The sequence below is a fragment of the Microbacterium testaceum genome, from assembly GCF_020781835.1.
GTDB lineage: Bacteria > Actinomycetota > Actinomycetes > Actinomycetales > Microbacteriaceae > Microbacterium > Microbacterium testaceum_H.
The window spans coordinates 30,217-54,206 of sequence record NZ_JAJGNJ010000008.1 but is presented as its reverse complement, the minus strand read 5'-3'; the positions used below and the strand labels follow the sequence as shown (position 1 = coordinate 54,206).

Genomic DNA, 23,990 nt, shown 5'->3' with positions numbered 1-23,990 from the left:
CCCTCCTGGCACGGTCGTCGGCTACGCCATAATCCCCCCATGTACGGACAACGTCTCGCCCGATGGGAGCGCGCGGCGCAGTGGCCGCTGGTCGTCGCCGCCCTGGTGTTCCTGGCCGCATACGCGGCGCAGATCCTCGCCCAGCCGCAGGGCCTCGTGGAGACCATCGCCGAGGTCCTCCTCCGGGCGACGTGGGCGATCTTCCTCCTGGACTACGTGGTGCGCATCATCATCGCCGAGAACCGATGGCGCTGGTTCTGGCGGCACCTCCTGGACCTCGCGATCGTCGCCCTGCCGGTGTTCCGTCCGCTCCGCCTCATGCGGTTCTTCACGATCATCGCCCTCGTCCAGCGCAACACCGAAGCGATGCTGCGCGGGCGCGTGGTCGTCTACATGATCGGCGCGACGGCACTGACGGTGTTCGTGGCCGCGCTCGCCGTGTTCGATGCCGAGCGGGGCGGGGGCGGTCCGATCGACTCCTTCGGCGACGCGATCTGGTGGTCGTTCGAGACCATCACCACCGTCGGTTACGGCGACTACTTCCCCGTCACGGTCACGGGTCGCATCGTGGCGGTCGGCCTCATGATCGGCGGAATCGCCTTGATCGGTGTCGTCACGGCGACCCTGGCGTCGTGGATCGTCGAACGCGTGTCGGTCGAGGCGGAGCAGGTGTCCGTCGAGGCGGAGCAGGCATCGGTGGCGACCGAGACCCAGGTCGAGGCGATGCGCGCCGAGATCGCCGAGCTGAAGGAGCTGCTGCGCGGGACGCGGTCTCCCTGAGCGGACGTGCCGACGAGCGCGCGGTAGGTGGCCCGACGTCACCCCGTGCCGCGCATGGCGGGGCCCCTCACTGCCCCGGCTGCACCACTCCGCTCTCGTACGCGGCGATCACCAACTGCGCCCGGTCGTGCGCACCGAGCTTGAGCATCGTGTTCTTCACGTGCGTCTTGGCCGTATGGGGCGAGATGAACAGCGCCGCAGCGATCTCGTCGTTGGAGCGACCCCGCCCGATCAGGCGCAGCACCTCACGCTCGCGCTCGGTGAGCGCGTCGAGAGCGGGGGCGGGACGCGCGGGCTCGGATGCCGCGCCCCGCACGTACTTCTCGATCAGCGACCGCGTGGCACTGGGCGAGAGCAGCGCGCCGCCGTCGTGCACCGCGCGCACCGCGTGCACGATGTCCTCCGGCTCGGCGCCCTTTCCGACGAACCCGCTCGCCCCCGCGCGAAGAGCCGCCACGACGTAATCGTCCTCCTCGAACGTCGTCAGGATGAGGACGCGGGTCTCCGCGAGGTCGGGGTCGCCGCAGATGCGGGCGGTGGCTTCGATGCCGTCCATCCGTGGCATCCGGATGTCGCACACCACCACGTCCGGGCGAAGACGACGCGCCAGGTCGACCGCGGCCTCGCCATCGGCGGCCTCGCCCACGACATCCACCCCCGGGGCCGAGTCGAGAAGATCGCGCACGGCGACGCGGATGAGGGCCTGGTCGTCGACGACGAGCACCGAGGTCACGTGTCACCTCCCCGGGATGTCGACGGCTGCGCGAGCGGGAGGCGGGCGGCGAGACGGAACCCGCCCGGCGCGGGACCCGCTTCGAGAACGCCCCCGACCGAGTCGACGCGCTCGCGCAGGCCGACGAGGCCGAAGCCGGACGGCGGGAGCTCGGCAGCCGCCGGGATCCGATCGACGGGATTGGTCACGACCACCTCGAGGTCGTCGCCGTCGCGTCGCAGCAGAACGTGGACACGACGCGCGGCGCCGTGCTTGAGGGCGTTGGTCATCCCCTCCTGGACCACGCGGTACGCGACGATGTCGACGCTCAGCGGGAGCTCGGCCGCCGCTGCGGGCAGTCCGATGTCATCGCGCACGATCGCGTCCCAGCCCGCCACGCGCACCGACTCGACGATGTCGGCCAACCGGGCCAGGCCGGGCTGCTCGCGGGCGTCGACCTCGTCCGGGGTCCGCAGGACGGTGAGCATCGAGCCGATCTCGCCGAGCACCTCGCGCGACGCCGTCCGGATGGTCGCGAGGGCCTCGCGCGCACGCTCGGGGCGGGTCTCGAGCGCCGAGGAGGCGACCCCCGCGTTGAGGCTGATCACGGAGATCTGGTGCGCCACCGCATCGTGGAGATCGCGCGCGATGCGCAGGCGCTCCTCGGTCACGCGACGGCGAGCCTCCGCCTCGCGCGTCTGCTCCGCCCGACGGGCGCGCTCGATCACCGCGCGCATGTACGCGTGACGCGAGCGCGCGGCATCCCCCAGGGCTCCGGCGAGCGCGGCGATGAGTCCGACTTGGAGGAACCGGGTGTCCATGTCCGTCGTCAGGGTCACCACGATGCTCCCGGCCACGACGATGGCGACGGCGGCGATCCCCACCGGCGCTGCGGCGCGGCGGTTCAGCCGCGCGGCCACGCCGTACGACGCGATCGCGATCGCGACGGCGGCGCCCGGCGCGAGTGTGCCGAGAACCAGTGCCGCGAGATACAGCGCGACGCAGACCGCCAGGACGGTACGCGGGAAACGGCGACGCAGCAGCAGGACCGCGGCGGGCAGGAGCGCGAGCGCATACACCAGCGGGCCCGAGGGGCGGAGCTCGGGGAAGGGAACGGGGGCGAACACCGGCACGATCACGAACACCGCGATGACGGCATCCCGAACCCCCGGAGGGACCGGCGGCACGAGGCGCGGCACCGGGTCGGCGGTCGGAGCTGCTCGCATCCTCCCAGTCTGACGGTCCGCCGCGCGCGGGACCATCGCCGTGCGGGGGCAGACGAAGATCCCCCGGTGGGGGTAGGCGTGCACCCCTCCGGAGCGACGCGCGATGCGGTGGCGACGGCGAGGGTGGGGACCATGACACCCGACACCCCTCCCCCGCTCCTCTCGGTCGTCGACCTGCACAAGTCGTACGGCCGCGGCTCCACCCGCTTCGACGCCCTGCGTGGCGTGTCCCTCGACATCCGTCGCGGTGAGAGTCTCGCGATCGTCGGCAAGAGCGGCTCCGGGAAGTCCACGCTCATGCACCTGCTCGCCCTGATGGACGCCCCCACCAGCGGCACGGTCGCCTTGGACGGGACGGATGCCGCGACCCTCCGCGGCCGACGCCTGAACCGGACGCGCAACAAGACCTTCGGCTTCGTGTTCCAGCAGTTCTTCCTCACTCCCAACGCCTCCGTTCTGGAGAACGTCGTCCTCCCGCTCAAGATCGCCGGGGTCGGGCGGGCCGAGCGCAGACGCCGCGGGATGGCCGCGCTCGCCGAGCTCGACATGCAGGACAAGGCGAAGAACAAGGCGACCGCCCTCTCGGGCGGTCAGAAGCAGCGCGCCGTCATCGCACGCGCCCTCGTCAACGACCCGCGGGTCATCTTCGCCGACGAGCCCACGGGAAACCTCGACTCGACGACCGGTGCCGTCGTGGAGGACATCCTGTTCCGCCTGAACCGGGAGCACGGGATCACGCTCATCGTCGTGACCCATGACGAAGACCTGGCGGCCCGATGCGACCGCCGTATCCAGATCCGCGACGGCGTCATCGTCGCCGAGGAGACGAGCGCAGCGTGAAGACCCCCGATCTGATCTCCACAGCCTTCTCCAACACGTTCCGGTCGAAGACGCGGACGATTCTGACGGTGCTCGCGATCTTCGTGGGGGCCTTCACCCTGACGATCACGAACGGCTTGGGCACCGGCATCAACCGTTTCATCGACGACACCGTGTCCTCGATCGGCGCGTCGAACGTCCTGATCGTCTCCAAGACGTCCACCAACGATCCGACCTCCACGGCCCCGCAGAAGTACGATCCGGATGCCATCGCCTCGGCGCAGACGGACGCGAGCCGGCCCGGGACCTCGAACACCGTGTCGGCACTGACCGATGCCGACATCACCGCGATCGGGAACATCGACGGGGTCGAGAGCGTGACCCCCGTCCGCTCCGCGTCGATCGATTACGTGCAGTATGACGGCGGTGATCGATACATCGCGTCCGCCGGCGGCATCATCGGCGGTCAGACCCCGCAGCTGTCGGACGGTGTCGCGCCCGACGACTCGGCGGACGAGCTGGAGGTCGCCCTCCCCGCCGCGCTGGTGTCGCCCCTGGGCTTCGCGGACGACGCCGACGCCATCGGAAGGACGGTCACCATCGCCGTCACGGACCCGCTGCGCACGCAGCACCTCGTCGAAGCCACGGTCACGGGGATCACCGAGGGAGCGTTCACCACCACGACGAGCCTGACCACCAACACCGCCCTGCAGGACGCCCTCTACACCGCTCAGAACACCGGCGTCCCGCAGGATCAACTCGACCGGTACGCCACCGCGAGCGTGCAGCTGTCGTCGACGGCGACCGCGGCGCAGATCGACACGGTGAAAGACTCCCTGTCGGATGCCGGTTACACCGGTCGCACCGTCGCCGATCAGCTCGGCACGTTCCAGGCCGTCATCGACGGCATCGTGCTGGTGCTGAACGCGTTCGCGGTCATCGCCCTGCTGGCGGCGAGCTTCGGCATCGTCAACACATTGCTCATGTCGGTCCAAGAGCGGACGCGCGAGATCGGTCTGATGAAGGCGATGGGCATGGGGAGCGGACGCATCTTCTCCCTCTTCAGCCTGGAGGCCGTTGTCCTCGGCCTGCTGGGCAGCGTCTTCGGGGCGGCCGTGGCCATCGGGGTGGGAACCGCGGTCAGCGCGCAACTGACCGCGACGCTCTTCAGCGATCTCCCCGGTCTCCAGCTCATCGCGTTCGACGCCGCGTCGATCGTGGTGACGTCGCTGGCGATCATGGGCATCGCGTTCCTCGCCGGAAGCCTCCCCGCCGCTCGCGCGGCCCGCGCCGACCCGGTGGAGTCTCTCCGGTACGAATAGCCCGCGCAGAAAGGCCCCGCGGTCCGCGATCGCGGGGCCTTCACTCGTCTCCGGCCCGCGAGGCACAGGTTCCCGCGCCACGTGGGTTGCGCACGCATCCGCCCGAGCCAATACCATGCATACATGGTCGCCCGCGCGAGAGAGATCTCCCCGCAGCTCGTCGCGCGCGAGATCGACGCCGCGCTGCGGACGGCGATCGGACGACGACTGAACAAATGGGGAAGGAAATTCCGACTCCCTCCCCTGAGGTGGACGATCGAGCACTGGGAGGGCTACGTCACCCTCGTCGGCACGCCCCCTCGCCGGCGTCTGCGGAGAAGATCGATCGCCGCCCGCTGGGCCTCCCGACTGCACTTGGAATCGACGAGCGGGCGCGATGCGCACTGGCACCTCGCCGCTGAAGGGTGGCATCTGGAGGTCCATTCGTGAACCGCCGCCGACATCCGAGCCCGCGTCGTCACCATGTATGCGTGGTATTGTCCCCACGGGCGCCGGGGGGCTTGCGGGGGTGAAACGCAATCGAGGGCGTGAGCCCCCCGGCGGAACGCCCGCGAGATTGGTGTCACATGCATGGAGAGCAGTGGCCGGCCGACACAGGCTGCCCGAGGTGGTGCAACGGCGAGCACGAGCAGTCCGAGCCGTGCGACATGTCACATCGGAGCGATCCCTGGCTCGTCCCCGCGGTCGAGCGACGGGCGGGACCCGACGGGAGGGACTTCGATCGCGTCGCCTCCACCGACCTCACCGTCGGGATCGAGTCACGCTGGGGGGACACATGGGTGTGGATCACCCCCGAGGACAGCGTCCGGCGCAGCATCATCCTCAGCAAGGAGAGTGCGCAACGCCTCCACCGCATGCTGACCACGATCTTCGGAGACGTGGCGATGTGACCCGCCGGGGGCGGCGAGACGCCCGGGCGTGGATCACTGAGCGCCAGGAAGGAGATCCACCGTCGGCAACGGCAGCAGATCGCATACGCCGACCTCGAGGACCAGGGCGAGCGAGACCAGAGTCTGCATGCGCGGATTCGCGGCAGTGCCCGGGTTGGACTCGCCCTTCTCCAGCTTCTGATACGTGAACGTGGACAGGCCCGCAGCATGCGCGACGCGCTCCTGGGTCAACCCCGCGCGAAGCCGAGCGCGCTGCAGGTTCATGCCGAGCAGCCGTGAATACTCCACCCACGGGTCAGGCGAGCCGTTGCCTACCACGAGACAAGGCTGTCGGAAAGCCAGGTACACATCGCCCCGCCAGTGTGGCACGTTAACGATCCGTTATCGCGCGCTCCCCACCGTCGTTAGAATGCGCGTGAACCTTGGCGTGTCGGATCGATCGCAGCGCGCGTGGGAGCAGGAATCCCGTGAACTCACTGCTCAACTCCGTCACCACGCTCCGAGGGAGCTCCGCTCGGACGGCCGCCTCGGTCAACGACAGGTCGCCGGACATGTAGCGCAGAACGCTGACGATCGCCACGTTCACCTCGACCCGCACGACATCGAGCCGCGATCCTGTTGCCCCCGCGTTCTCCGGCATCCAGCCCCTCCCCCGGCTTCAGCGTCACCCCCCTCAGATATACCACGTATACATGGTTCAGCGGGGTGTATCCAGAACGAGCGTCACGCCGGGACGGGGATTCGGCGCCGCTCGATGCGCGCGCGGCGGCAGAGAAGCCACGCGCACGCGACGCCCTGCACCATGACGATGGCGCTGATGGTCGACGCGATGATCCCGGCGGACTGGTCGGCGGCGGTGAGCAGATCGAAACCGGCGTGCCAGAGCAGCACCGGGACGATGCTCCACCGCGCTCCGACCGTCATCCAGGCCAGCAGGTACGAGCCGCACACGAGCGCCAGCATCCATCCGACGATCCCCGCGCCCATGGCCATGTACGTGGGGTTGAAGAAGAACGCGGGCGCATGCCACACGATCCACACCGCGGCGACGATCAGGGCCGACCAGAACACCGACAGCCGACGCGACAACGCGGGCAGCAGCCAGCCCCGCCAACCGGCCTCCTCACCCAGACCGAATGTCAGCACCCACACGACGGTCACCGCCGGCCACGCCACACCCGGAAGTTTCTCGGTCAGCCCGAACGAGGCGGCATCCGGCCAGCCGCCCGTGACGAACAGGACCGCGACCCACGCGATCGCGAGGTAGGCCAGTGGCATCCCGATTCCCGCGACCCACCACACCCCGCCGAACCGCACCGAGAATGTCCGGCGCGCCCACGAGGCGAGCCCCGTGGCACCGCTCTCCCACCACGCTGCCGCCACGGCGGCGCACAACGGACCCGACGAGGCGAGGAAGAACGTCCACGGCATCCGCTCGATGCCCGTGGTCCGGGCCTGCACGAGGATCGGCGTCCAGATCGCCCACGTGACGGCGAAGGCCACGAACAGGAAGACGGCGATCCCGCCGCGGCGGGAGGACCGGGTCGGTTGCGGTGCCATGCCAGACGTTCCCTCCTGTGCGCGGGGTGCGAAGCGGAGGTGTTCGCCCGCACCACGACAGTGATACCGGTCGCGGGTGCGCCGGAGGCAGGACCAAAGGCCCTCGCGGAGCGGATGGATGCCGGCGGCGAAGGACGCCGTCCGGACCCGCCTTCCGGCCCCGGTGGCCGGGCGGCCGCTTCCGCTCCTCCGGGCCCGCCGGATCTGCGCACGGCCGGCCCGTCGCCGGGATCACGGCCGAGGAAGCCGCCGACGGTATCCGTCGCCCGGGACCCGACGCCCCCGCGGCCACCACCATGCCGCTCGCCCGAGCAGGGTCATCACGGCCGGGACGAACAGCAGCCGGATCACGGTGGCATCCACGAGCACCGCGGCGGCCAGCCCGACACCGAACACCTTGATGACGGGGTTGGTGTCGAAGGTGAAGCTCACGAACACCGCGATCATGATGATCGCCGCCGCCGAGATCACCCCGCCCGTCTCGGCGAGACCGCGCGTCGTGGCGGCGCGCGCATCCCTGTCGCGCAGCCACGCCTGTCGCATCGACGTCAGCAGGAACACCTCGTAATCCATCGACAACCCGAAGAGCACGGCGAACAGCATCATGGGCACGTAGGGGTCGATCGGCATAGGACCGTCCAGGCCCAACAGCTCGACCCCGTGCCCCTCCTGGAACACCCATACGAGCACCCCGAACGCGGCGGCGATGGACAGCAGATTGCACAGCGCCGCCTTGATCGGCAGAAGGATCGAGCGGAAGGTGAAAGCGACGAGGACCATCGACGCGGCGATCACGATGCCGATGAGCCACGGGAGACGCTCCGAGATGCGATCGCTCAGGTCGATGCGCGTCGCCACCGCACCGCCGATGTGCGCGTCCACCGCGGACGTGGGGATCACCTCCGTGCGCAGTGCAGCGACGAGGGCGGCCGTCTCCTCTTCGCTCGGTCCCGTCGTGGGCGTCACCTGCATCGTCACCACGCCGTCTCGCGGCACGGGAGGCGAGACGGCCGCGACGTCCTCGCGCGCCGCGACGTCTGCCGCCAGGCGCTGCCAGTCCGGAAGCTGTGCCTCTCCTCCCTCGGCCACGAGGAGCAGGGGTGCGTTCTCACCGGCGCCCCAATACTGAGCCGTGAGGTCGAACGATTCCCGCTGGTTCGACCCCGGAAGGGCGTCGCCGGCGCTGGACTGCCCGAACTGCAGGGAGAGAGTCGGCAGCGAAAGGACGACGAGCACGATCACCGCCGACAGGCCCGCGATGACCGGATGCCGCGTCAGTCGCGGCGCGAGGCGCTCCCAGGCGCCACGTCGCGCCTGCGGGGTCGCACTCGGCTCCGCGCCCTCCGCGTCCGTCGATCGCGCGGCGCGCGTCCCCCGTCGTTCGCGCCGGGCCAGCGCGCGGTGCCCGATCGCCGCCAGCACGGCCGGCGTGAGGGTGAGGGTCGCCGCGACGGCCACGAGCACCACCATGGCGGTGGCGTAGCCGAGCCAGGCGACGAACTCGACGCCGGAGATGACGAGGCCGAGCGCGCAGATCGCCACGGTGATGCCGGCCATCATCGCCGCCTCCCCCGCCGTGTGGCCGGTGGTGGCGGCGGCCTCGACCGGATCCTCCCCCTCGCTCAGGGCCGAGCGGAAGCGGGACAGCAGGAAGAGCGTGTAGTCGATCCCGACGCCGAGCCCGATCATGATCGCGAGGGTCACGGCGCTTTCCGAGATCGTGAAACCGTGGCTCAGCAGCCACACCGATCCCACCCCGCCCGCGACGGCGATGATGCCGGTGGCGACCGGAGCGAGCGCGGCGAGCGCGGATCCAAGGGCGAAGAACAGGACGATCAGGGCCGCGACGACACCGACGAGTTCGCTGTTCACGCCGCCGGCACGGTCGAGCTGCGTACCGAGCGGAGCACTGATCGCGACCTCCAGCCCCGCGTCGCGGGCGGGATCCAGGGCCGTGTCGATGTCCTCCTGCCACGCGCGTCCCTCCTCCTTCGGGTCGCCGGAGACCGTCAGCACGAGTGCGTCCCCGCCCTCGGCGAGAGTGCCCGCGCGCGTCGCGGCCGCAGGGTCGTCGAGCGGATTTCCGATCGTCTCTCCCGTCACGGCCTCGAGACCCTCGACGACGCCGTCGACGACATCGGCCTGCGCCCGCAGATCGGCGCCCGCCAGGACGATGCGGCTCGTCGGGGCGGTGTCCTCGTCCGTCCCGCCATCCCCCTCGAGCAGGTCCGCCGCGATCTGGCTGTCGCTGCCGGTGACTTCGAGGTCGTCCTGCAACGCCGGACCGACGATGTACGCGGTGGTGAACAGCGCGCCGACCGCGACGACCCAGGCGGCGATCGTGAGCCAGCGATGACGCGCGCACATACGCGCGAGAGAGGAGACGAAGTGCTTCATGTCAGCCTTCCTGGTCGGAGGAGTCGGGACTATGGGTGGGGCCGGGGGTCTCCGGGCGGTGCGTGGATGCCGAGGGGCCCAGGCACTCGCGCACGGCCGCGAACCCGGTACCGGTCCCCTCGTCACCGGTGTCGCGGGTAAGGGGCAGGCCCAGCGAGAGCACGGCCGCGCCGGCGCGGAGCTGGACGTCGTCGACCTGGACTCCCGGCAGCGAGATGGGGATGCCGTCGAGCAGCCGATCGGCGAGCCCGGCACCTGCGCCGTCGCGCCCGGAGAGCATCGTGAGTGCACGCTCGGCCGGGAGCGAGATGCCGGCCGCGCTGACCGAGTCGGCGACGAGGCGCCACCCCGCGCCATCGTGCTGGACCACGAGCAGAACCTGCACGGGCACCGGCGCCCCGCCCAGCGTGCGCTCCGTCTCGACGACGAGCCCACCCGCCACCGCGCTGACGGTGAGGTCCTGATCCGACCGGCACTCCACGAGGGCATCGAGCGCCGCATCCGCGACGGTCAGGCGCACCCCGATCGACCCCGAGGAGAGCTGCCACAGGGCCGAGCCGTCTCCCACCGCGACGGAGATCCCCGGCATGGACTCACTCAGCGAGGCCGCTCGCGCCTCCAGCTCCCCGCGCGCGACCGTCTCGGCGACGACCAGGCCCGATGCCGCGAGCAGTGCACCGGCGGCACCGGTCCAGATGAGGGCGCGGGCACGTGTGGAGACCATGCCCCCATGCCAGCGGGCGCACCTCCCGGGAACCGGACGGGGCCCTGACGATCGGCTGACGGATCAGCGGGATGCCGCGGAAGGCAGTCGCACCGTGACGCGTGTCCCCGCACCCGGCTCCGATTCCAGCGCGACCACGCCGCCGTGCGCGACGGCGATCGCCTCGACGATCGCGAGCCCGAGACCACTGCCCGCGCGCCGGTCGCCGCTGACGAAGCGCTCGAAAGCGCGGTCGCGCAGGTCGGGCGCCATCCCGACGCCGTCGTCGGCGACGACGAGAACCGCGGTCTCGCCCTCCTCGCGCACATCGATCGTGATCGAGGCGTGGGGACCGGCGTGCCTCAGGGCGTTGCCGACCAGGTTGCGCACGAGCTGCGCGATCGCGTGGGGGTCACCGTCGATGACGACGGGCCTGTCGGTGATCACGGCGACGGCGGCGTCGGGAGCCAGGAGCGCCGCGTCCTCGACGGCGGCGCGGCAGACCTCCCGCAGATCCACACGTTCGCGCACGGGTGAGGTCGCCTCACTGCGGGCGAGCAGCGCGAGACGGTCGACCAGGACGCCCATCCGCTCCGACTCCTCCGAGACGCTGCCGAACGCCCGCTCGGTCGTCTCCGCGTCGTCCGGACGCTGGAAGTGCAGCTGGGTCCAGCCCTGGATCTTCGTGAGGGGCGTCCGAAGCTCGTGCGATGCGTCCGCGACGAACGTCCGCAGTCGACGCTCCGTGGCATCCCGCCGTCCGTCGAGACGCTCGATCGCCCGGGCGACGCTCTCCGTCTCACCGAACTCGCCGGCCGGTGAGGCCGCCAGGTCAGTCAGGTGCGACTGCTCGACGCGGTCCGCGAGCACCGTCAGCGACCGCGTCGTCCGCGAGACGACGAGGGTCACGACGACTCCGGCGAGGGCGAGCACGACCGCCAGGACGGCGAGGGCGGCCAGGGCGAGCGCCGTCACGAGCCGATCGGCGGCCTCCATCCCGACGCCGACGAGCGCTGTGGAGACGGGAGTGGCGGTGCCGTCGTCATAGACCGTGCCGGGCGGCAGGTCGACGCGCGTGAACAGCGCGCTGCGCCCGGCGATCTCCGCGCGAGCCGTCTCGTCGCCGTGCACGGCCCCGGCGACGTCCTCGAGGTCGGCGAACGGGATCGCGGTGTCGGCCGAGGCGGCGACGAGCTGCCCGTCGGCGTCGAGGAGGGCGACCACCGTCGAGCCGACGTTGGCGGCGCGCAGCTGCGCATCATCGATGATCAGCCCGCCCCGTTGGAGTTGCGGCCAGGTCGTGACGGTCTGCGCGGTCACCCGCACCTGCGTCTCGGCGGTGCGCAGAGTGATCAGCCCCACGCCCCACACGCTGGCGATCGCGAGCACGATACCGGCGACGGCCACGACGATCAGGATGCGACGTCGGAGCGTGCGCACCATCGACGGACGGGCGGACTCGCTCACGGCTCCTCGCGCAGACAGTAACCGAAGCCGCGGACGGTCTGGATCAGCGGCCGGCGGCCGGCGTCCACCTTGCGCCGAAGCGTCGAGACGGCCTTCTCGACCACTTCGCCGTTGCCGCCGAAGTCGTAGCGCCACACGTGGTCGAGCAGCTGACCGCGCGAGAGCACCCGCTCGGCGTTCTCCAGCAGGAACCGCAGCAGGCGGAGCTCGGTCGGGGTCAGCGCCACGATGTCCCCGCCGCGGCGCACGCGATGGCCCGCGAGATCGAGCTCGAGGTCGGCGTAGCGCAGGACGTCGGGCTCGTCGGCGGGTACCGCCCGGCGACGCACGGCGTCGATGCGGGCGAGCACCTCCGATACGTGGAACGGCTTCGTCAGGAAGTCGTCGGCCCCCAGCCGCAGGCCCGCGACGCGCGCTTCGACGTCGTCCACCGCGCTGAGCATGACGATGGCCGCGGAGGGAGCCGCCGTGCGCAAGGCGGTGACGATCTGCACGGCGTCGACGTCGGGCAGCAGTCTGTCCAGGAGGATCGCGTCGAACTCCTCGCCGCGCGCCAGACGCAGGGCCTCAACGCCGGTCGCTGCGCTCTTGACGATGCGTCCGGGAGCGGAGAGGACCGACGCGAGCAGGACGCGGATGCCGTCATCGTCGTCGACGACGAGCACCCGGGTGGGCGGCTCGTCGTTCTCGCGCGGGGTCATGACCTCGATGCTAGGGCGCAAGCGCCATGGGGTCGGGCGTGCCCGCCCGACCCCATGCCGTCAGAGGGTGGCCAGGAGCTCCTCCATCGTGGCGATCTCCGCCGTCTGCGAATCGACGATGGTGCGGGCGAGCTCGACGACATCGCCGTTGCGGCCTTCGTCCACCTCGTCCTGTGCCATGTCGACGGCGCCGCGATGGTGCTCGATCATCTGCTGGAGGAAGAGACGGGAGGCCTCGGTCCCCTCGGCGGCCTCCAGGGCCTGCATGTCGGATTCGGACATCATGCCGCCACCGTGATCCATGCCGGCCATGCCGTCCATGGACACGCCCCAGTCGCGCAGCCAGCCTTCCATCTGCTCGATCTCCGGCTGCTGCGCGGCTTTGATCTGCTCCGCGAGGGCGACGACACGCTCGTCGACGCCGCTCTTGGACAGCAGCACATCCGCCATCTCAACGGCCTGCTGGTGGTGCGGGATCATCATCGTCAGGAACATCACATCCGCCTCCGAGGCGTCCGCCCCGGGGCTCTGCGTCGCGGTCGTCCCCGAGCCGTGGTCCATGCCGGGCATGGATCCGGAGCCGCCGGCACCGGAGCAGCCGGCCAGGGCGAGGATCGCTGTCAGGGAAAGTGCGGCCGTGGCCGCGAATCGCGTCTTCATCTCTCTCGTTTCTGTCGTCGTGCCCGTTCTCGGGCAGGGGTGGTGCGTTCTCGTCCGGGCGAGAGACGCACTCACCTACGACTGATGCAGAGAGCTGTGAGAGAAGGCGGCGGCAGAGATCGGAGCAGATGGTGCGTCGGAGCGAGCACCGCACGGGCACCCGCGAGGCGGCTGCGGCGAAGGGAACGCGCGCCGATCGCGGCGATCAGGACGACGGCGACCAGAAGTCCGAGGACACAGGCCATCCACACCGCCGAGTGATCCGTCGGGCACCCCGCGCATCCGGGGTCGGCCGTCACGTCGACGGATCCGATCCCGGCCCCCGCGTCGACGGGCGCGGTGCCGTGCGCGCTCACGCCGTGGTCGGCGGCGACGGCGACGGTCCCGTGGTGCCCCGAGATGGTGCCGTGGGTGTTCAGAACGTGCATGGACAGAAGTCCCGCTGTGACGGCAGCCGCGATCAGAAGCGCGGCGAGCAGGGAGGACCGTCGCCTGTGCGCGGCGCGCACGATTTCGGCGACGGCGAGCAGCGACATGTCGACCTCCCGAGATCCAGCGTAACGACGCCGGCGCACGGGTGGGCCCGCCCGCCGCCGGCCCGTCGATGTGCGCGGGCACCGGGAACGCGGGCGGGCCGCCGTGTTCCGCTTCTCAGGAGTTCTGTCCGACGGATTCGGGGTGCAGCACCACCTTGGTCCAGCCGTCGTCACGCTTGTCGAAGTGCTCGTAGGCGCCGGGCGCGTCGTCGAACCCCAACTCGTGACTGACGATCCACGACGGGGTGGCCTTCCCTCCGGCGATGAGATCGCGCAAGGGGCGGTTGTAGCGCTTGACCGGGCACTGCCCGCTGCCGAGTTTCTGACCACGGAACCAGAACTCGCCGAAGTCGAAGGCGACCTTGCCCTGCGTGGCCAGGTCGTCCGACGCGCCGGGGTCCTGTGGGACGAAGACCCCCACCACGCCGATCTCGCCGGTGAAACGGACCGACTTCACCAGGCGGTTCAGTGTGAGCGCCGGGTCCTCCTCGCCGCCCGGGTCGTGGGCTTGATAACCCACGCATTCGCACCCGTTGTCGGCCCCGAGTCCCATGGTCATGTCCATGACGGCTTCGACGGGGTCCACTTTCGAGTCGTCGATGGGTATTGCGCCGATCTCCTCGATCATGCGCAAGCGGTCGGGGTGCCGATCCACGACCATGACCCGTCCAGCGCCCTTGAGGATCGCGGAGTAGGCGGCCATCGCCCCGACCGGTCCGGCGCCGTAGATGACCGTCTGATCGCCGGGCTTGACGTTGGCCAGTTCGGTGGCGTGGTACCCGGTCGGGAAGATGTCCGCCAGCATGACGTAGTCCGTCTGCTTCTGTTCGGCATCCTCCCCCAGTCGGAGGCAGTTGAAGTCGCCCCACGGGACACGCAGCAGTTCCGCCTGGCCGCCGGCCCAGGGCCCCATGTCCGCGAACCCGTATGCAGCCCCCGCCCAGCTCGGGTTCGGCTGAGCGGTCAGGCAATAGTTGGTGAAGCCACGCTCGCAGTTCTTGCAGTGTCCGCAGGCGACGTTGAACGGCAGCACCACCCAATCGCCGACGCGGACCTTGTCGACGCCGTCGCCGACCTCGATCACCTGGCCCATGTTCTCGTGTCCGAACCATCGGCCGGTCTCGAAATCGGTTCGACCTTCGTACATGTGCAGGTCGGACCCGCAGATGTTCGTGGTGGTGATACGGACCAGCACGTCGGTGGGCCGCTCGATGCGTGCATCCGGCACGTCGAGCACGCTCACCTGGCGCGGTCCTTCGTAAACGACAGCTTTCATGGTCTTGCCTTCCAGTGAGGGGGTGGATGCCACGGTGAGGCGATCGGGCCGGTGGGCCGGCTCCCCCCGAACGCCCGCGACGCGCGCTCGGGGAAGCTGTCGTTCCGCTACGGCTGGAAGACCGCGCGCACGCAGCCGTCCGTCTTCTCCTTGAACATCTCGTACCCCTGGGGCGCCTCGTCCAGCGGCATGATGTGCGTCGCGAGATGTTCGGTCACGAGTTCGTCGCGCGACATCCGTTCGAGCAGCATCGGGATGTAACGATGCCCGTGCTGTTGCGCGCCACGGAGGGTGAGCCCCTTGTTCATCAGTGGGCCGAGCGGGAACTTGTCGACGACACCCCCGAAGACGCCGAGAACGAAGACGCTTCCCCCCTTGCGCGCGGCGAAGATCGCCTCGCGAACGGCTGTCGGACGATCGGTCTGCAGTCGGAGCTGCTGTTTGATCTGGTCGTACGCGAAATCGACGCGGTTCGAATGCGCCTCCATCCCGACCGCTTCGATGCAGACGTCCGGACCGCGTCCTCCCGTGAGCTCCCGAAGCTCGGCGAGCACTTCGCTCGTCTCGTAGTTGATGGTCTCGGCACCGATGATGTCCGCCGCGTGCGTCAGTCGCTCCTGGTAGCGGTCGATCACGATCACGCGCTCCGCCCCCAGGAGGAGGGACGCCCGCGCGGCCATCTGTCCGACACCTCCCGCGCCCCAGACCGCGACGGTGTCGCCGGGCTTCACCCCGCCGAGGTCCGCGCCCATCCAGCCGGTGGGCGCGGCATCCGAGGCGAACAGCGCTCGCGCGTCGCTCACGTTCTCGGGGACGGTGAACGCCCCCTGATCGGCGTAGGGGACACGGATGTACTCGGCATGGCTCCCCGCCCACCCGCCCAAGGCGTGCGAGTAGCCGTAGCAGCCGCCGGGCGCCTGCCCCCACAGCATCTCCGGGATCCCGGCGTTGGGGTTGCCGTTGTCGCACAACGAGTACAGCTCGTTCGTGCAGTACCAACACTTCCCGCAACTGATGAACGAGCACACCACGACGCGGTCGCCGACGCGATGTCGGGTCACCCCGGATCCGATCTCCACCACCTCACCGAGGAACTCGTGCCCGAGCACATCTCCGGCGCGCATCGTCGGTACGTAGCCGCCGAGGAGATGCAGATCCGACCCGCACGTCGTGGTCAGGATGACGCGCACGATGATGTCCTGGTCGTTCAGAAGCCCGGGGTCGTCGACGGTCTCTACCTCGAGCTTGTTCACCCCGGTCCAGCACAGAGCCTTCACAGCACACCCTCGCCCTTCGCGTCGTCTTCCGCCTTGTCCACGAGAGCGCCGAAGAGACTCACCGAACGGTGACCGTGCGGCCGAGGCTTCACTCGCAACACCTCCCCGGTCTCGAACAGCTGCTTGGCGTCGCGCAGCGCGGTCCGCAGCGCCTGGTCGGGATCGTCGTCCGAGAGCTCGGCGCCATCGCGGAGGCGAGCGTGCACCTCGAAGCCCCTGTCACCCGGGGCGGGGGCGATCCGTACCTCGAGCGCGTCCCGGAGCCGCTCGAGGGGCGGCGGATAGCCGCCCTCGGCGAAGGCGTCGGCGTCGCCCAGGATGGTCACCGCCTTCCACCCCTGCGGATGCCTCCCGTCTCCCGCGGAATCCCGCCGCTCCCGCACCATCGACCTGGCCACCAGCCCGGCGGCCACTCCGACCGCACCCACCGCTACCGCTGCCTTCACGCCCATGCTCGTCTCCCTCGCGACCGTCGACGATGCCGCCGATGAGCGCTCATGGTGGGAGCGCAGGGCACCGATGGTTCAGGGGGTTACGGCCGCGGCGAGATCGGAGGACAATCGGCGAGTGACTCTGCGTCGGTCACACGGTGACACGGGCGCGGGGCTCGGATGCCCTCGCGGCCGTCGCGTCCGACACGCCCGCCCGACGCACGTCCGCGAGCCACTCGTGACGTGTCTGCTCGGTGCTCAGGCGCACCTCCGGCAGGCGCGTGACCCCGGTCGTTCGGATGCCGCAGTACCCGAGGACCGCTCGGGTCAGGCTCGTCTCCGCGGCGTTCCGATACCGGAGACGGTTCCACCATCTCGGCGAGTCCATGGTCATGATGATGCGCGCGGTGCGTCCGGTCAGGAGACGGTCCCATCCGCGACCCTCAGGGTGCGCGCGGAACGCCGCGCCGGAGAGGAAGACGCGGTCGATGAACGCCTTCAACGCCGCGGGGTAGGTGCCCCACCACTGGGGGTGGACGATGACGAGGTGGTCGGCCCACAGGAGGTCATCGAGGTACCGCGCGACCTCGGGCTCCAGCGGCAGATCCGTCTCATCGCGCGGCGCACGCAAGGCGGCGCGCAGGGTCGGGTGGGCGGGGATGGGATCACGGGCCAGATCGATGGTCCGGATCTCGGCTCCGCGCGATGACGCCCCCTCCGCGTACGACGCGGCCAGCGCGTGCACGAGGGAGTCGGGAAGCGGCGTTCCGATGACGATGAGGATGCGGGCGGGGGCACTCACGGCAACTCCTTCTGTTCGAGGATGCGGGTCAAACCACTCAGACGCTCGTTGAGGGCCGCGATGGTGACGGACGTCCCCGCCGCTCCCCCGGCGTCCTCGGCGAAGACCGCGGCGAACTCTCCTTCGAGTTCGCCTCCGGCGCTGCGCACCAGCTCGATCGCGGCGGCGGTCGGCGTGAGATCGACGCGACGGCCCGGACCGTGAGCGGTGATGAGCCACCCGCCGGCGACCAACGACGGCACACGCTTACTCACCGCGGCCTTGCTCACCCGCAGGCACCGCGCGAGTCCGGTGATGTCCACCGGGCTCTCCTCCACCAACGCGGCGAGGAACTCGAAGAGATTGAACGAGACTCCGTGGTGTCGCTGCAGGTAGGCGTCCGCATAGGCGTCCATCGCCGCCACCAGTTCGTGCAGGGTCACCGTGAGACGTTCGGCCATGAGGACGAGTCAACCAGTTGACTCAAGATATGTCAACAGGTTTACTCGACGGGTCGATGCGCGGGAGTACCGTTGATCGCGTGACGCACCCTCAGTGGCATCCCTCCGACGACGGCATCAACTTCCACACCCGCAAATGGGTCAAACCCGAGGACCTCAACGCCAACGGCACCCTCTTCGGTGGCAGCCTGCTGCGCTGGATCGACGAAGAGGCGGCGATCTACGCGATCATCCAGCTCGGCAACTACCGCGTGGTGACCAAGCTCATCTCGGAGATCAACTTCGAGGCATCCGCCCTCCAAGGCGACCTGATCGAGATGGGGCTGACCGCGACGCACTTCGGGCGCACGTCGCTCACGATGCGCGCCGTCGTGCGGAACATGATCACGCGCAAGCGAATCCTCACGATCGAGCGACTCGTCTTCGTGAGCGTCGACGAAGACGGCAAGCCGAAGCCCCACGGATACACCGACATCACGTACGACCGCGACCGGATGCCACACGAGCACCCCGCGACGGGGAGTATCCGCATCGAGTAGGCGCTGACGCTAGCGGAGCGAGCGGGTCAGGCACGAGAGTACGCCCATTCATCCCGAGCGGCGTGGCGTTGACGACGATCGCGGCGCCCGCGTCCCGGTCTTCGGCGACCCAGCGGAAGCCGTACGCCTCTGCGAGCGCGGAACCCGTCTCGGCGAGCGGCGGAACCCGCCTCGGCGTTGCGCGCCAGCTCGGTGACGATGTCGGTCGTGGCGAACGACTCATAGACGAAGTCGAGATCCCGTTCGGCGTACGGGCCAATCATGGGAAGGCTCGGGCCGTCGCACGCACGGGCAGGCGCACACCACGGGCGAACCCACGCCACGGACACGTACATGTACACGCACACCCAGACCGCACAACCGGCGCGCCCGACCCACGTCAAGGCGCGCCCGACCCGTCAGAACGGGGCGAGTTCTGCGGTGGGTGGGGGCGGCGGATCAGGGACGAACCGGACTGCCGGGGAGTACGGAAAAGGTTCATCGATGTACACCTTCCCCGTCGGAGATGTCCACTCGAGCACACCCCCGGCGAGCTGTCTCACCCGCCAGCGGGTGAACTGCTTCTGCGTGTGGTGCCTCTGGCAGAGATGGCAGAGGTTGCACACCTCGGTCTTGCCACCGAGCGCGGCGTCATGCGTGTGGTCGACCTCGCACCGCACGGCGGGAGCGGTGCACCCCGGCCACCGGCAGTGCCGGTCGCGGGCACGGAGGTAACGGTCGATTGCGGCGGTGCGCTGATAGGTGTCGACGTGCAACACCGACCCGGTGATCGGGTGGGTGATCACACGGTCCCACGGCAACGACGTCGCCTCGGCGATCGCTCGCGCCGTTTCCGCGTCGACGGGGCCGTGCCCGACGAGCCCGGCCGGGTCGAGGTTCTCTTCGCCGGGTTGCAGCATCGTCAGGGCCGGGACCACGACCTGCACCTTCGCACGAATCGCCCCGAGCGTGCCGGGGCCGTCGTCGCCGCGAGTCGGGTCGGCGTCGGGCGCCGCTGTCAGCAGGAGGTCGGCGAGGATGTCGGCGCGCACCTGATCGACCGTGCGGACGTCGGCCTCGACGGGCGGCGCACCGGGCTCGGACGACGCGGCGGGACGGGCATCGATGAGCGCGCGACCCTGCTGGGTGAGCCGGTCGTAGATTCCCACCGCGAGCACGGTCGGCAAGGAGGCGATGAGATCCGACATCCCGTTCTCGCCGGGCACGACTCTCACGTTCCGCGTCGTGCGCGCAGCCCGATGCCGTTCGGCGATCGTCGTGGGCTGCAGCCGTTCGGCGAGAGCCGCAAGACGGGTCCTCAGCCGCCCGGGGCTCATTCCCTCGGCGGTGGTGACCGCGAGCACATCGAACTCGCCACGCCGCTCCACGGGCACCGGGCGCCCGGCATCCACGATCGCCCACACGTGTTCTCGCGACAATGCCCCCGCCTGCCATGCGGCGAGCGTCACGGGGAAATGGTCGACGAGCTCCACCGCACGACCGATCTGCGCCTGCACCGATCGGTCGGAGAGGTGCTCGGCCGCGGCGATCTCGGATGCCACCTCGCGCAACGCCATCTCCGCCGCCTTCGACGACGCGCGCTGAGCAGCCATCGCGTCGAACGCGAGATGCCCGGCGCGAGCCAGTGCCCGCACCCGCCGCGCCTCGGCGGCGGCGACCCCGGCGTCGGCCGCGAGCACCTCACTCAGCACCGACGACAGGTCGTCGTGCCCACCGTGGGGTGCTGATTCGGGGTTCGCGGGGAGCATGTCTGCATGCTAGCGACGACCTCCGAAATCGCCCCGCATCGGGGAGGCCAAATGGGGACAACTCCCGAGATCCCTGCCTGGGGAGGAACGGTCCCGACCTCGCCGCCCCGCACCCGCACCCATGCGTGGCGCTTCGCGGCGGGTCGTCGTCCAAACTCCTTCATGAACGAGGACCGCACCATCGAGGGCGCGCACACGATGATCGACATGGGGCCGCGGGAGTTCGCCAGCGGCGCGGTCACCCGCGCCGGGGAGGGGACGTAGGTGTCCCACACCCTCGCGCCCGGGGACGCCGGTCCCGCCAGCGAGGACAGATTCTGCACCGACGACGTGTCGATCCTCGCGCACGGCAACGACGCGTGGCCGACCATCCACCCCGGCGACGTGTCGCTCTTCGCCCCGTACGTGTCCGCGGACACGCGTGACAGAAAAGACGAGAGGCTCGGGCGGGAGCCGTCTCCCCGGCGTGTACGTTCGCGGGCCGCGATATGCGGCCTATCCGTTTGCGCCTGCCCCGGGGCCCGCCTCTACCGTGGACGAACCGACCCGGAAGGACCCGCGTGACCGAAGAGATCGAGCAGAACTGGCAGAGCTGGACCGGATTCGCCATCGTGGCCGGCGTCGCCGTGGGTGTGGTGATCGCGATCATGATCGTCGTGAGCGTGTCGCTCGCCCTCATCGGCCGGAGGAAGAGGTGGGCGGCGCGGCTGCGCGATCGGGTGAGCTGGCCGTTCCGCATCACTTTGCTGCTCCTCGCCGTCACGGTGTCGATGTCCGCACTTCCGATCAGCGACGATCTCCGCGGCGGGCTGCAGCACCTCTTCGGCATCCTGGTGATCATCGCGGGGGCGTGGTTGCTGGCCCAGCTCTTCCTCTTCTTCGTCGACAGCGGGAGCCAGCGCTACAAGCTCGCCGAGAGCGACACGTTCTCGGCGCGCAAGATCCGTACCCAGCTGGAGATCGTGCGGCGCCTGGTGATCGTGGTGATCGTCGTCGTCGCGGCCGGCGGGATCCTCATGACCTTCGATGCCGTGCGCGCCGTCGGCGCGAGTGTGCTGGCCTCGGCCGGTATCGCCTCGATCGTCGCGGGCTTGGCCGCGCAGTCGGTGCTGAGCAACCTGTTCGCGGGCGTCCAACTCGCCTTCAGCGAGGCGATCCGCGTGGGCGACGTCGTCGTCGTCGAGGGCGAGTACGGCCGCATCCAGGAGATCACGCTCAGCTACGTCGTTCTCGAGCTGTGGGATCAGCGGACCCTCGTCCTTCCGTGCACGTACTTCACCACGAACCCGTTCGAGAACTGGACCAAGCTCGGGCGCGCCCTCCTGGGCACCGTCTTCTTCGACCTGGACTGGCGCATTCCCGTCGATCAGATGCGCAGCGAGCTCGAAAGGATCCTCGGCGAGACCGAGCTGTGGGATCGCGCCGCCCACGGCGTCCAGGTGACGGACGCCGTCGGCGGACTGCTGCAGGTGCGCATCCTCGTGAGCGCCGACGACTCGGGCCGTCTGTGGGACCTGCGGTGCCTCGTGCGCGAGAAGCTCGCCGAGTGGGTGCGCACCGCGCATCCCGAAGCCCTCCCCCTGCAGCGGGTGCGGATCGACGAGAAGCCGATCGATGCAGCCGTCGTCCGGTGACCCCACCCCACGCGCACCCCTTCCTGATCCGAGGGATCAGACGTTCGGCAACCCTCTCGTGCACACGCACCCGAGGCGTAGCATGCGCGTACACGGGAGCCCTGCGCGGCATCCGATCACCCTGTCAGGACAAGAGCACGGGAGACCTCGATGGACACGATGATGATGATGAAGTCCATGCCCAAGGGCGAGATGACCATGGACATGGATGCCATGCAGGAGTGCCTGCAATCGCTGAACGCGTGCGCGATGGCGGCGGCGATGTGCGCCGGCAGCGACATGATGCACGGCGCGGAGATGGCGAAGTGCTGCGCCCTGTGCTCGAACATGGTCGAGATGGCTCAGGCGACGATGCACATGATGATGCGCCCCGCCGGCATGGACATGGACGTGATGAAGGCCATGATGACGGCCTGCATGACCATGGGCAAGGCGTGCGCCGAGGAGTGCCGCATGCACGCCGACATGGACGAGATGTGCCGCTACTGCGCCATGGCGTGCGACGACATGGTCATGAAGTGCGAGGCCATGATGGCCTCGATGTCCGCCTGACGACCTAGGCGAGGCGCGCGGTCGTGAGGATGGCCGACGCGCTGAGGAGTTCTGCCACCGGGTGGTAGCCGACCGGCTCCCCCGCCGCGATGTCGACCGCCGGGCCGACGACGCGCACGCGGACGGTGCTGCCGTCCAGTAGCGCGATCGTCGCCTCGGCGCCGTCGGCGTCCGTGACGATCCCGTCCCACCAGGCGGAGGGGTTGGCTGCAGCCATGCAGCGCTGGATCGGGTGGACTGTCGACGAGATCGTGCGGGACATGGCTTCACCTGCCTTCGGGGTTGCGATGAGTCGAAGGTACGGGATGCCGCGAACGCGGGCGCGGGGCGTCGTAGCGGGGCGTAACACCCGGGCCCACGGCGCGTCATGCCGTCACGGCGTCGAGGGCCGCGTCGATGTCGGCGACCAGATCGAGCGGGTCCTCCTCGCCCAGCCGACCATCACCGGAGAACGGAACAGACACCGCATGCAGTTCGCCCATTTCGATCACCTGGTCCTCACCGTCGAGTCCGTCGAGGCATCCGTGGCCTTCTACAGCCGGCTGGGATTCGAGTACGTCGAACAGGACGGGCGCCATTCGATGCACTTCGCGCAGAACAAGATCAACCTGCACCCCGCCGCGAGGCCGGTCGCACCGTTCGCCGCCTGCCCCACCCCGGGCAGCGGAGACTTCTGCATCGTCGTGCACGACACCATCGAGACGATCGTCGCCGACCTCGACTCCGCCGGCGTCGCGATCGAGGTCGGCCCCGTCCGCCGCAACGGCGCACAGGGACCCATGACCAGCGTCTACCTGCGCGACCCCGATGGGAACCTCGTCGAGTTCGCCACGTACGTGCGTTGACGGCTGCGCGGACGGCGGAGTTTCCGCGCGGTGCCGGCAATCCGGACCCGGATGTTCCCATCCGGACGAGAACGGTCTGTATGAGACCGATGGCGTCCAGCAGTGCCGTGCTGTGCCGCCGACGCAGCGCCCGGCGCACGGTGCGTGGCCGAAGCGCCCCGCGTCAGCTCTGCGCGGCGGCCCATTCGGCGACGCGGCGAGCACTCTCGTCCTCGGAGATGTCCTCGACACGAGTCATGATCGACCAGCGGATGCCGAAGGGGTCTCGGATGCTGGCGTAGCGGTCGCCGGACACGAAGTTCGCGGTGGGCTCGCGCACGGTCGCGCCCCTCTCTTCCGCGGAAGTGACCACGCCATCGACGTCGGGCACGTACAGCCCCAAGGAGTAGCAGTCGTCGTCACCGGCGGGCGGGGCGACGAGATGGTAGTCGGGCGACGGCTCTCCCAGCTGCAGCAGACCATGCCCGAAGTCGAGGACCGCGTGCACCACGACGCCCCCCGGCTCCGTGACGTCGACGACACGGGCGCCGAACACGTCTCGGTAGAACGCGATCGCCTCTCGTGCGCCGGGGATCGCCAGAAACGGGGTGATGCTGCTGGCACCTCGAGGGGTGCCGTGGTCGGTGTGTTCACCGTGCGCTGCGTGTGTCATGCGCACGAAGGTACGGCTGCC

General features: G+C 69.8%; 27 protein-coding genes. 9 read left to right on the top strand and 18 right to left on the bottom strand.

The window, feature by feature from the left end:
* Positions 1-39: 39 nt before the first annotated feature.
* Positions 40-780, top strand: coding sequence for a potassium channel family protein (locus LL239_RS12530; protein WP_228163775.1), 741 nt, complete (start codon positions 40-42; stop codon positions 778-780).
* Positions 781-847: 67 nt separating this feature from the next.
* On the opposite strand, the gene LL239_RS12525 is transcribed toward LL239_RS12530, so the two are convergent.
* Positions 848-1,513, bottom strand: coding sequence for a response regulator transcription factor (locus tag LL239_RS12525; protein WP_228163774.1), 666 nt, complete (start codon positions 1,511-1,513; stop codon positions 848-850).
* A complete protein-coding gene (locus LL239_RS12520; RefSeq protein WP_228163773.1) occupies positions 1,510-2,718 on the bottom strand; it encodes a sensor histidine kinase in 1,209 nt (402 codons plus the stop codon). The genes LL239_RS12525 and LL239_RS12520 overlap by 4 nt, the downstream gene beginning before the upstream one ends.
* A 132-nt stretch (positions 2,719-2,850) precedes the next feature.
* Here LL239_RS12520 and LL239_RS12515 point away from each other — a divergent pair, with 132 nt between their 5' ends.
* The 4 genes from LL239_RS12515 to LL239_RS12500 all read left to right on the top strand — a co-directional run bounded on the left by LL239_RS12515 (position 2,851) and on the right by LL239_RS12500 (position 5,749).
* Positions 2,851-3,558, top strand: coding sequence for an ABC transporter ATP-binding protein (locus tag LL239_RS12515; protein ID WP_228163772.1), 708 nt, complete (start codon positions 2,851-2,853; stop codon positions 3,556-3,558).
* Entirely contained in the window at positions 3,555-4,859 is a 1,305-nt protein-coding gene (locus tag LL239_RS12510) for an ABC transporter permease (RefSeq protein WP_228163771.1), read from the top strand. The genes LL239_RS12515 and LL239_RS12510 overlap by 4 nt, the downstream gene beginning before the upstream one ends.
* Before the next feature lie 123 nt (positions 4,860-4,982).
* On the top strand, positions 4,983-5,288 hold the full coding sequence (locus LL239_RS12505) for a hypothetical protein (protein WP_228163770.1): 306 nt from the start codon (positions 4,983-4,985) through the stop codon (positions 5,286-5,288).
* Positions 5,289-5,506: 218 nt separating this feature from the next.
* Positions 5,507-5,749 carry a hypothetical protein gene (locus LL239_RS12500; protein WP_228163769.1) on the top strand — a complete coding sequence of 81 codons (243 nt, stop codon included), beginning with the start codon at positions 5,507-5,509 and terminating at the stop codon, positions 5,747-5,749.
* Positions 5,750-5,782: 33 nt separating this feature from the next.
* Here LL239_RS12500 and LL239_RS12495 read toward each other — a convergent pair whose 3' ends face one another.
* From LL239_RS12495 to LL239_RS12435, 13 genes are all read right to left on the bottom strand, one after another.
* The gene (locus tag LL239_RS12495) at positions 5,783-6,067 is read right to left on the bottom strand and encodes a helix-turn-helix transcriptional regulator (protein ID WP_228163768.1); all 285 of its coding nucleotides are present in this window, start codon (positions 6,065-6,067) and stop codon (positions 5,783-5,785) included.
* A gap of 405 nt (positions 6,068-6,472) precedes the next feature.
* Positions 6,473-7,309 (bottom strand): CPBP family intramembrane glutamic endopeptidase, encoded by an 837-nt coding sequence (locus tag LL239_RS12490; protein WP_228163767.1) that lies wholly within the window; start codon positions 7,307-7,309, stop codon positions 6,473-6,475.
* A 231-nt stretch (positions 7,310-7,540) separates the two neighbouring features.
* On the bottom strand, positions 7,541-9,706 hold the full coding sequence (locus LL239_RS12485; protein WP_228163766.1) for an MMPL family transporter: 2,166 nt from the start codon (positions 9,704-9,706) through the stop codon (positions 7,541-7,543).
* Position 9,707: 1 nt separating this feature from the next.
* Positions 9,708-10,430, bottom strand: coding sequence for a hypothetical protein (locus LL239_RS12480; RefSeq protein ID WP_228163765.1), 723 nt, complete (start codon positions 10,428-10,430; stop codon positions 9,708-9,710).
* Positions 10,431-10,493: 63 nt separating this feature from the next.
* Positions 10,494-11,876 (bottom strand): sensor histidine kinase, encoded by a 1,383-nt coding sequence (locus LL239_RS12475; protein ID WP_228163764.1) that lies wholly within the window; start codon positions 11,874-11,876, stop codon positions 10,494-10,496.
* Positions 11,873-12,577, bottom strand: a complete 705-nt coding sequence (locus LL239_RS12470) for a response regulator transcription factor (protein WP_228163763.1) — start codon at positions 12,575-12,577, stop codon at positions 11,873-11,875. Before LL239_RS12470 ends, LL239_RS12475 begins: the two co-directional genes overlap by 4 nt.
* Positions 12,578-12,637: 60 nt before the next feature.
* A complete protein-coding gene (locus LL239_RS12465; RefSeq protein WP_228163762.1) occupies positions 12,638-13,237 on the bottom strand; it encodes a DUF305 domain-containing protein in 600 nt (199 codons plus the stop codon).
* Between the two features lie 71 nt (positions 13,238-13,308).
* A complete protein-coding gene (locus LL239_RS12460) occupies positions 13,309-13,773 on the bottom strand; it encodes a DUF6153 family protein (RefSeq protein ID WP_228163761.1) in 465 nt (154 codons plus the stop codon).
* 115 nt (positions 13,774-13,888) lie between these two features.
* Positions 13,889-15,049: a glutathione-independent formaldehyde dehydrogenase gene (locus LL239_RS12455; protein WP_228163760.1), complete on the bottom strand. Its 1,161-nt coding sequence runs from the start codon at positions 15,047-15,049 to the stop codon at positions 13,889-13,891.
* 107 nt (positions 15,050-15,156) lie between these two features.
* A complete protein-coding gene (locus LL239_RS12450; protein ID WP_228163759.1) occupies positions 15,157-16,326 on the bottom strand; it encodes a zinc-dependent alcohol dehydrogenase in 1,170 nt (389 codons plus the stop codon).
* Positions 16,323-16,778 carry a hypothetical protein gene (locus tag LL239_RS12445; RefSeq protein WP_228163758.1) on the bottom strand — a complete coding sequence of 152 codons (456 nt, stop codon included), beginning with the start codon at positions 16,776-16,778 and terminating at the stop codon, positions 16,323-16,325. The genes LL239_RS12450 and LL239_RS12445 overlap by 4 nt, the downstream gene beginning before the upstream one ends.
* Positions 16,779-16,908: 130 nt before the next feature.
* On the bottom strand, positions 16,909-17,559 hold the full coding sequence (locus LL239_RS12440) for an NAD(P)H-dependent oxidoreductase (protein ID WP_228163757.1): 651 nt from the start codon (positions 17,557-17,559) through the stop codon (positions 16,909-16,911).
* On the bottom strand, positions 17,556-17,999 hold the full coding sequence (locus LL239_RS12435) for a transcriptional regulator (protein ID WP_228163756.1): 444 nt from the start codon (positions 17,997-17,999) through the stop codon (positions 17,556-17,558). The genes LL239_RS12440 and LL239_RS12435 overlap by 4 nt, the downstream gene beginning before the upstream one ends.
* An 80-nt stretch (positions 18,000-18,079) precedes the next feature.
* Here LL239_RS12435 and LL239_RS12430 point away from each other — a divergent pair, with 80 nt between their 5' ends.
* Complete coding sequence (locus LL239_RS12430) at positions 18,080-18,538, top strand: acyl-CoA thioesterase (protein ID WP_228163755.1); 459 nt, start codon at positions 18,080-18,082, stop codon at positions 18,536-18,538.
* A gap of 398 nt (positions 18,539-18,936) precedes the next feature.
* On the opposite strand, the gene LL239_RS12425 is transcribed toward LL239_RS12430, so the two are convergent.
* Positions 18,937-20,286: an HNH endonuclease gene (locus LL239_RS12425; protein ID WP_228163754.1), complete on the bottom strand. Its 1,350-nt coding sequence runs from the start codon at positions 20,284-20,286 to the stop codon at positions 18,937-18,939.
* A 560-nt stretch (positions 20,287-20,846) separates the two neighbouring features.
* On the opposite strand from LL239_RS12425, the gene LL239_RS12420 reads away from it, so the two are divergent.
* Positions 20,847-21,920, top strand: a complete 1,074-nt coding sequence (locus LL239_RS12420; protein ID WP_228163753.1) for a mechanosensitive ion channel family protein — start codon at positions 20,847-20,849, stop codon at positions 21,918-21,920.
* A gap of 150 nt (positions 21,921-22,070) precedes the next feature.
* On the top strand, positions 22,071-22,472 hold the full coding sequence (locus LL239_RS12415) for an aldehyde dehydrogenase (protein ID WP_228163752.1): 402 nt from the start codon (positions 22,071-22,073) through the stop codon (positions 22,470-22,472).
* A 4-nt stretch (positions 22,473-22,476) separates the two neighbouring features.
* Here LL239_RS12415 and LL239_RS12410 read toward each other — a convergent pair whose 3' ends face one another.
* The gene (locus LL239_RS12410) at positions 22,477-22,734 is read right to left on the bottom strand and encodes a nuclease (RefSeq protein ID WP_228163751.1); all 258 of its coding nucleotides are present in this window, start codon (positions 22,732-22,734) and stop codon (positions 22,477-22,479) included.
* 205 nt (positions 22,735-22,939) lie between these two features.
* On the opposite strand from LL239_RS12410, the gene LL239_RS12405 reads away from it, so the two are divergent.
* Positions 22,940-23,317, top strand: coding sequence for a VOC family protein (locus LL239_RS12405; protein WP_228163750.1), 378 nt, complete (start codon positions 22,940-22,942; stop codon positions 23,315-23,317).
* Between the two features lie 163 nt (positions 23,318-23,480).
* Here the strand turns inward: LL239_RS12405 and LL239_RS12400 are convergent, their stop codons facing one another.
* Entirely contained in the window at positions 23,481-23,969 is a 489-nt protein-coding gene (locus LL239_RS12400; RefSeq protein ID WP_228163749.1) for a VOC family protein, read from the bottom strand.
* Positions 23,970-23,990: the final 21 nt, after the last annotated feature.

Coding starts and splice junctions, on each gene's coding strand:
- LL239_RS12410 (WP_228163751.1), bottom strand. CDS start 22,734: ATGTCCCGCACGATCTCGTCGACAGTCCACCCGATCCAGCGCTGCATG.
- LL239_RS12500 (WP_228163769.1), top strand. CDS start 5,507: ATGTCACATCGGAGCGATCCCTGGCTCGTCCCCGCGGTCGAGCGACGG.
- LL239_RS12445 (WP_228163758.1), bottom strand. CDS start 16,778: ATGGGCGTGAAGGCAGCGGTAGCGGTGGGTGCGGTCGGAGTGGCCGCC.
- LL239_RS12530 (WP_228163775.1), top strand. CDS start 40: ATGTACGGACAACGTCTCGCCCGATGGGAGCGCGCGGCGCAGTGGCCG.
- LL239_RS12465 (WP_228163762.1), bottom strand. CDS start 13,237: ATGAAGACGCGATTCGCGGCCACGGCCGCACTTTCCCTGACAGCGATC.
- LL239_RS12485 (WP_228163766.1), bottom strand. CDS start 9,706: ATGAAGCACTTCGTCTCCTCTCTCGCGCGTATGTGCGCGCGTCATCGC.
- LL239_RS12425 (WP_228163754.1), bottom strand. CDS start 20,286: ATGCTCCCCGCGAACCCCGAATCAGCACCCCACGGTGGGCACGACGAC.
- LL239_RS12470 (WP_228163763.1), bottom strand. CDS start 12,577: ATGACCCCGCGCGAGAACGACGAGCCGCCCACCCGGGTGCTCGTCGTC.
- LL239_RS12400 (WP_228163749.1), bottom strand. CDS start 23,969: ATGACACACGCAGCGCACGGTGAACACACCGACCACGGCACCCCTCGA.
- LL239_RS12405 (WP_228163750.1), top strand. CDS start 22,940: ATGCAGTTCGCCCATTTCGATCACCTGGTCCTCACCGTCGAGTCCGTC.
- LL239_RS12435 (WP_228163756.1), bottom strand. CDS start 17,999: ATGGCCGAACGTCTCACGGTGACCCTGCACGAACTGGTGGCGGCGATG.
- LL239_RS12520 (WP_228163773.1), bottom strand. CDS start 2,718: ATGCGAGCAGCTCCGACCGCCGACCCGGTGCCGCGCCTCGTGCCGCCG.
- LL239_RS12460 (WP_228163761.1), bottom strand. CDS start 13,773: ATGTCGCTGCTCGCCGTCGCCGAAATCGTGCGCGCCGCGCACAGGCGA.
- LL239_RS12490 (WP_228163767.1), bottom strand. CDS start 7,309: ATGGCACCGCAACCGACCCGGTCCTCCCGCCGCGGCGGGATCGCCGTC.
- LL239_RS12455 (WP_228163760.1), bottom strand. CDS start 15,049: ATGAAAGCTGTCGTTTACGAAGGACCGCGCCAGGTGAGCGTGCTCGAC.
- LL239_RS12480 (WP_228163765.1), bottom strand. CDS start 10,430: ATGGTCTCCACACGTGCCCGCGCCCTCATCTGGACCGGTGCCGCCGGT.
- LL239_RS12505 (WP_228163770.1), top strand. CDS start 4,983: ATGGTCGCCCGCGCGAGAGAGATCTCCCCGCAGCTCGTCGCGCGCGAG.
- LL239_RS12415 (WP_228163752.1), top strand. CDS start 22,071: ATGGACACGATGATGATGATGAAGTCCATGCCCAAGGGCGAGATGACC.
- LL239_RS12515 (WP_228163772.1), top strand. CDS start 2,851: ATGACACCCGACACCCCTCCCCCGCTCCTCTCGGTCGTCGACCTGCAC.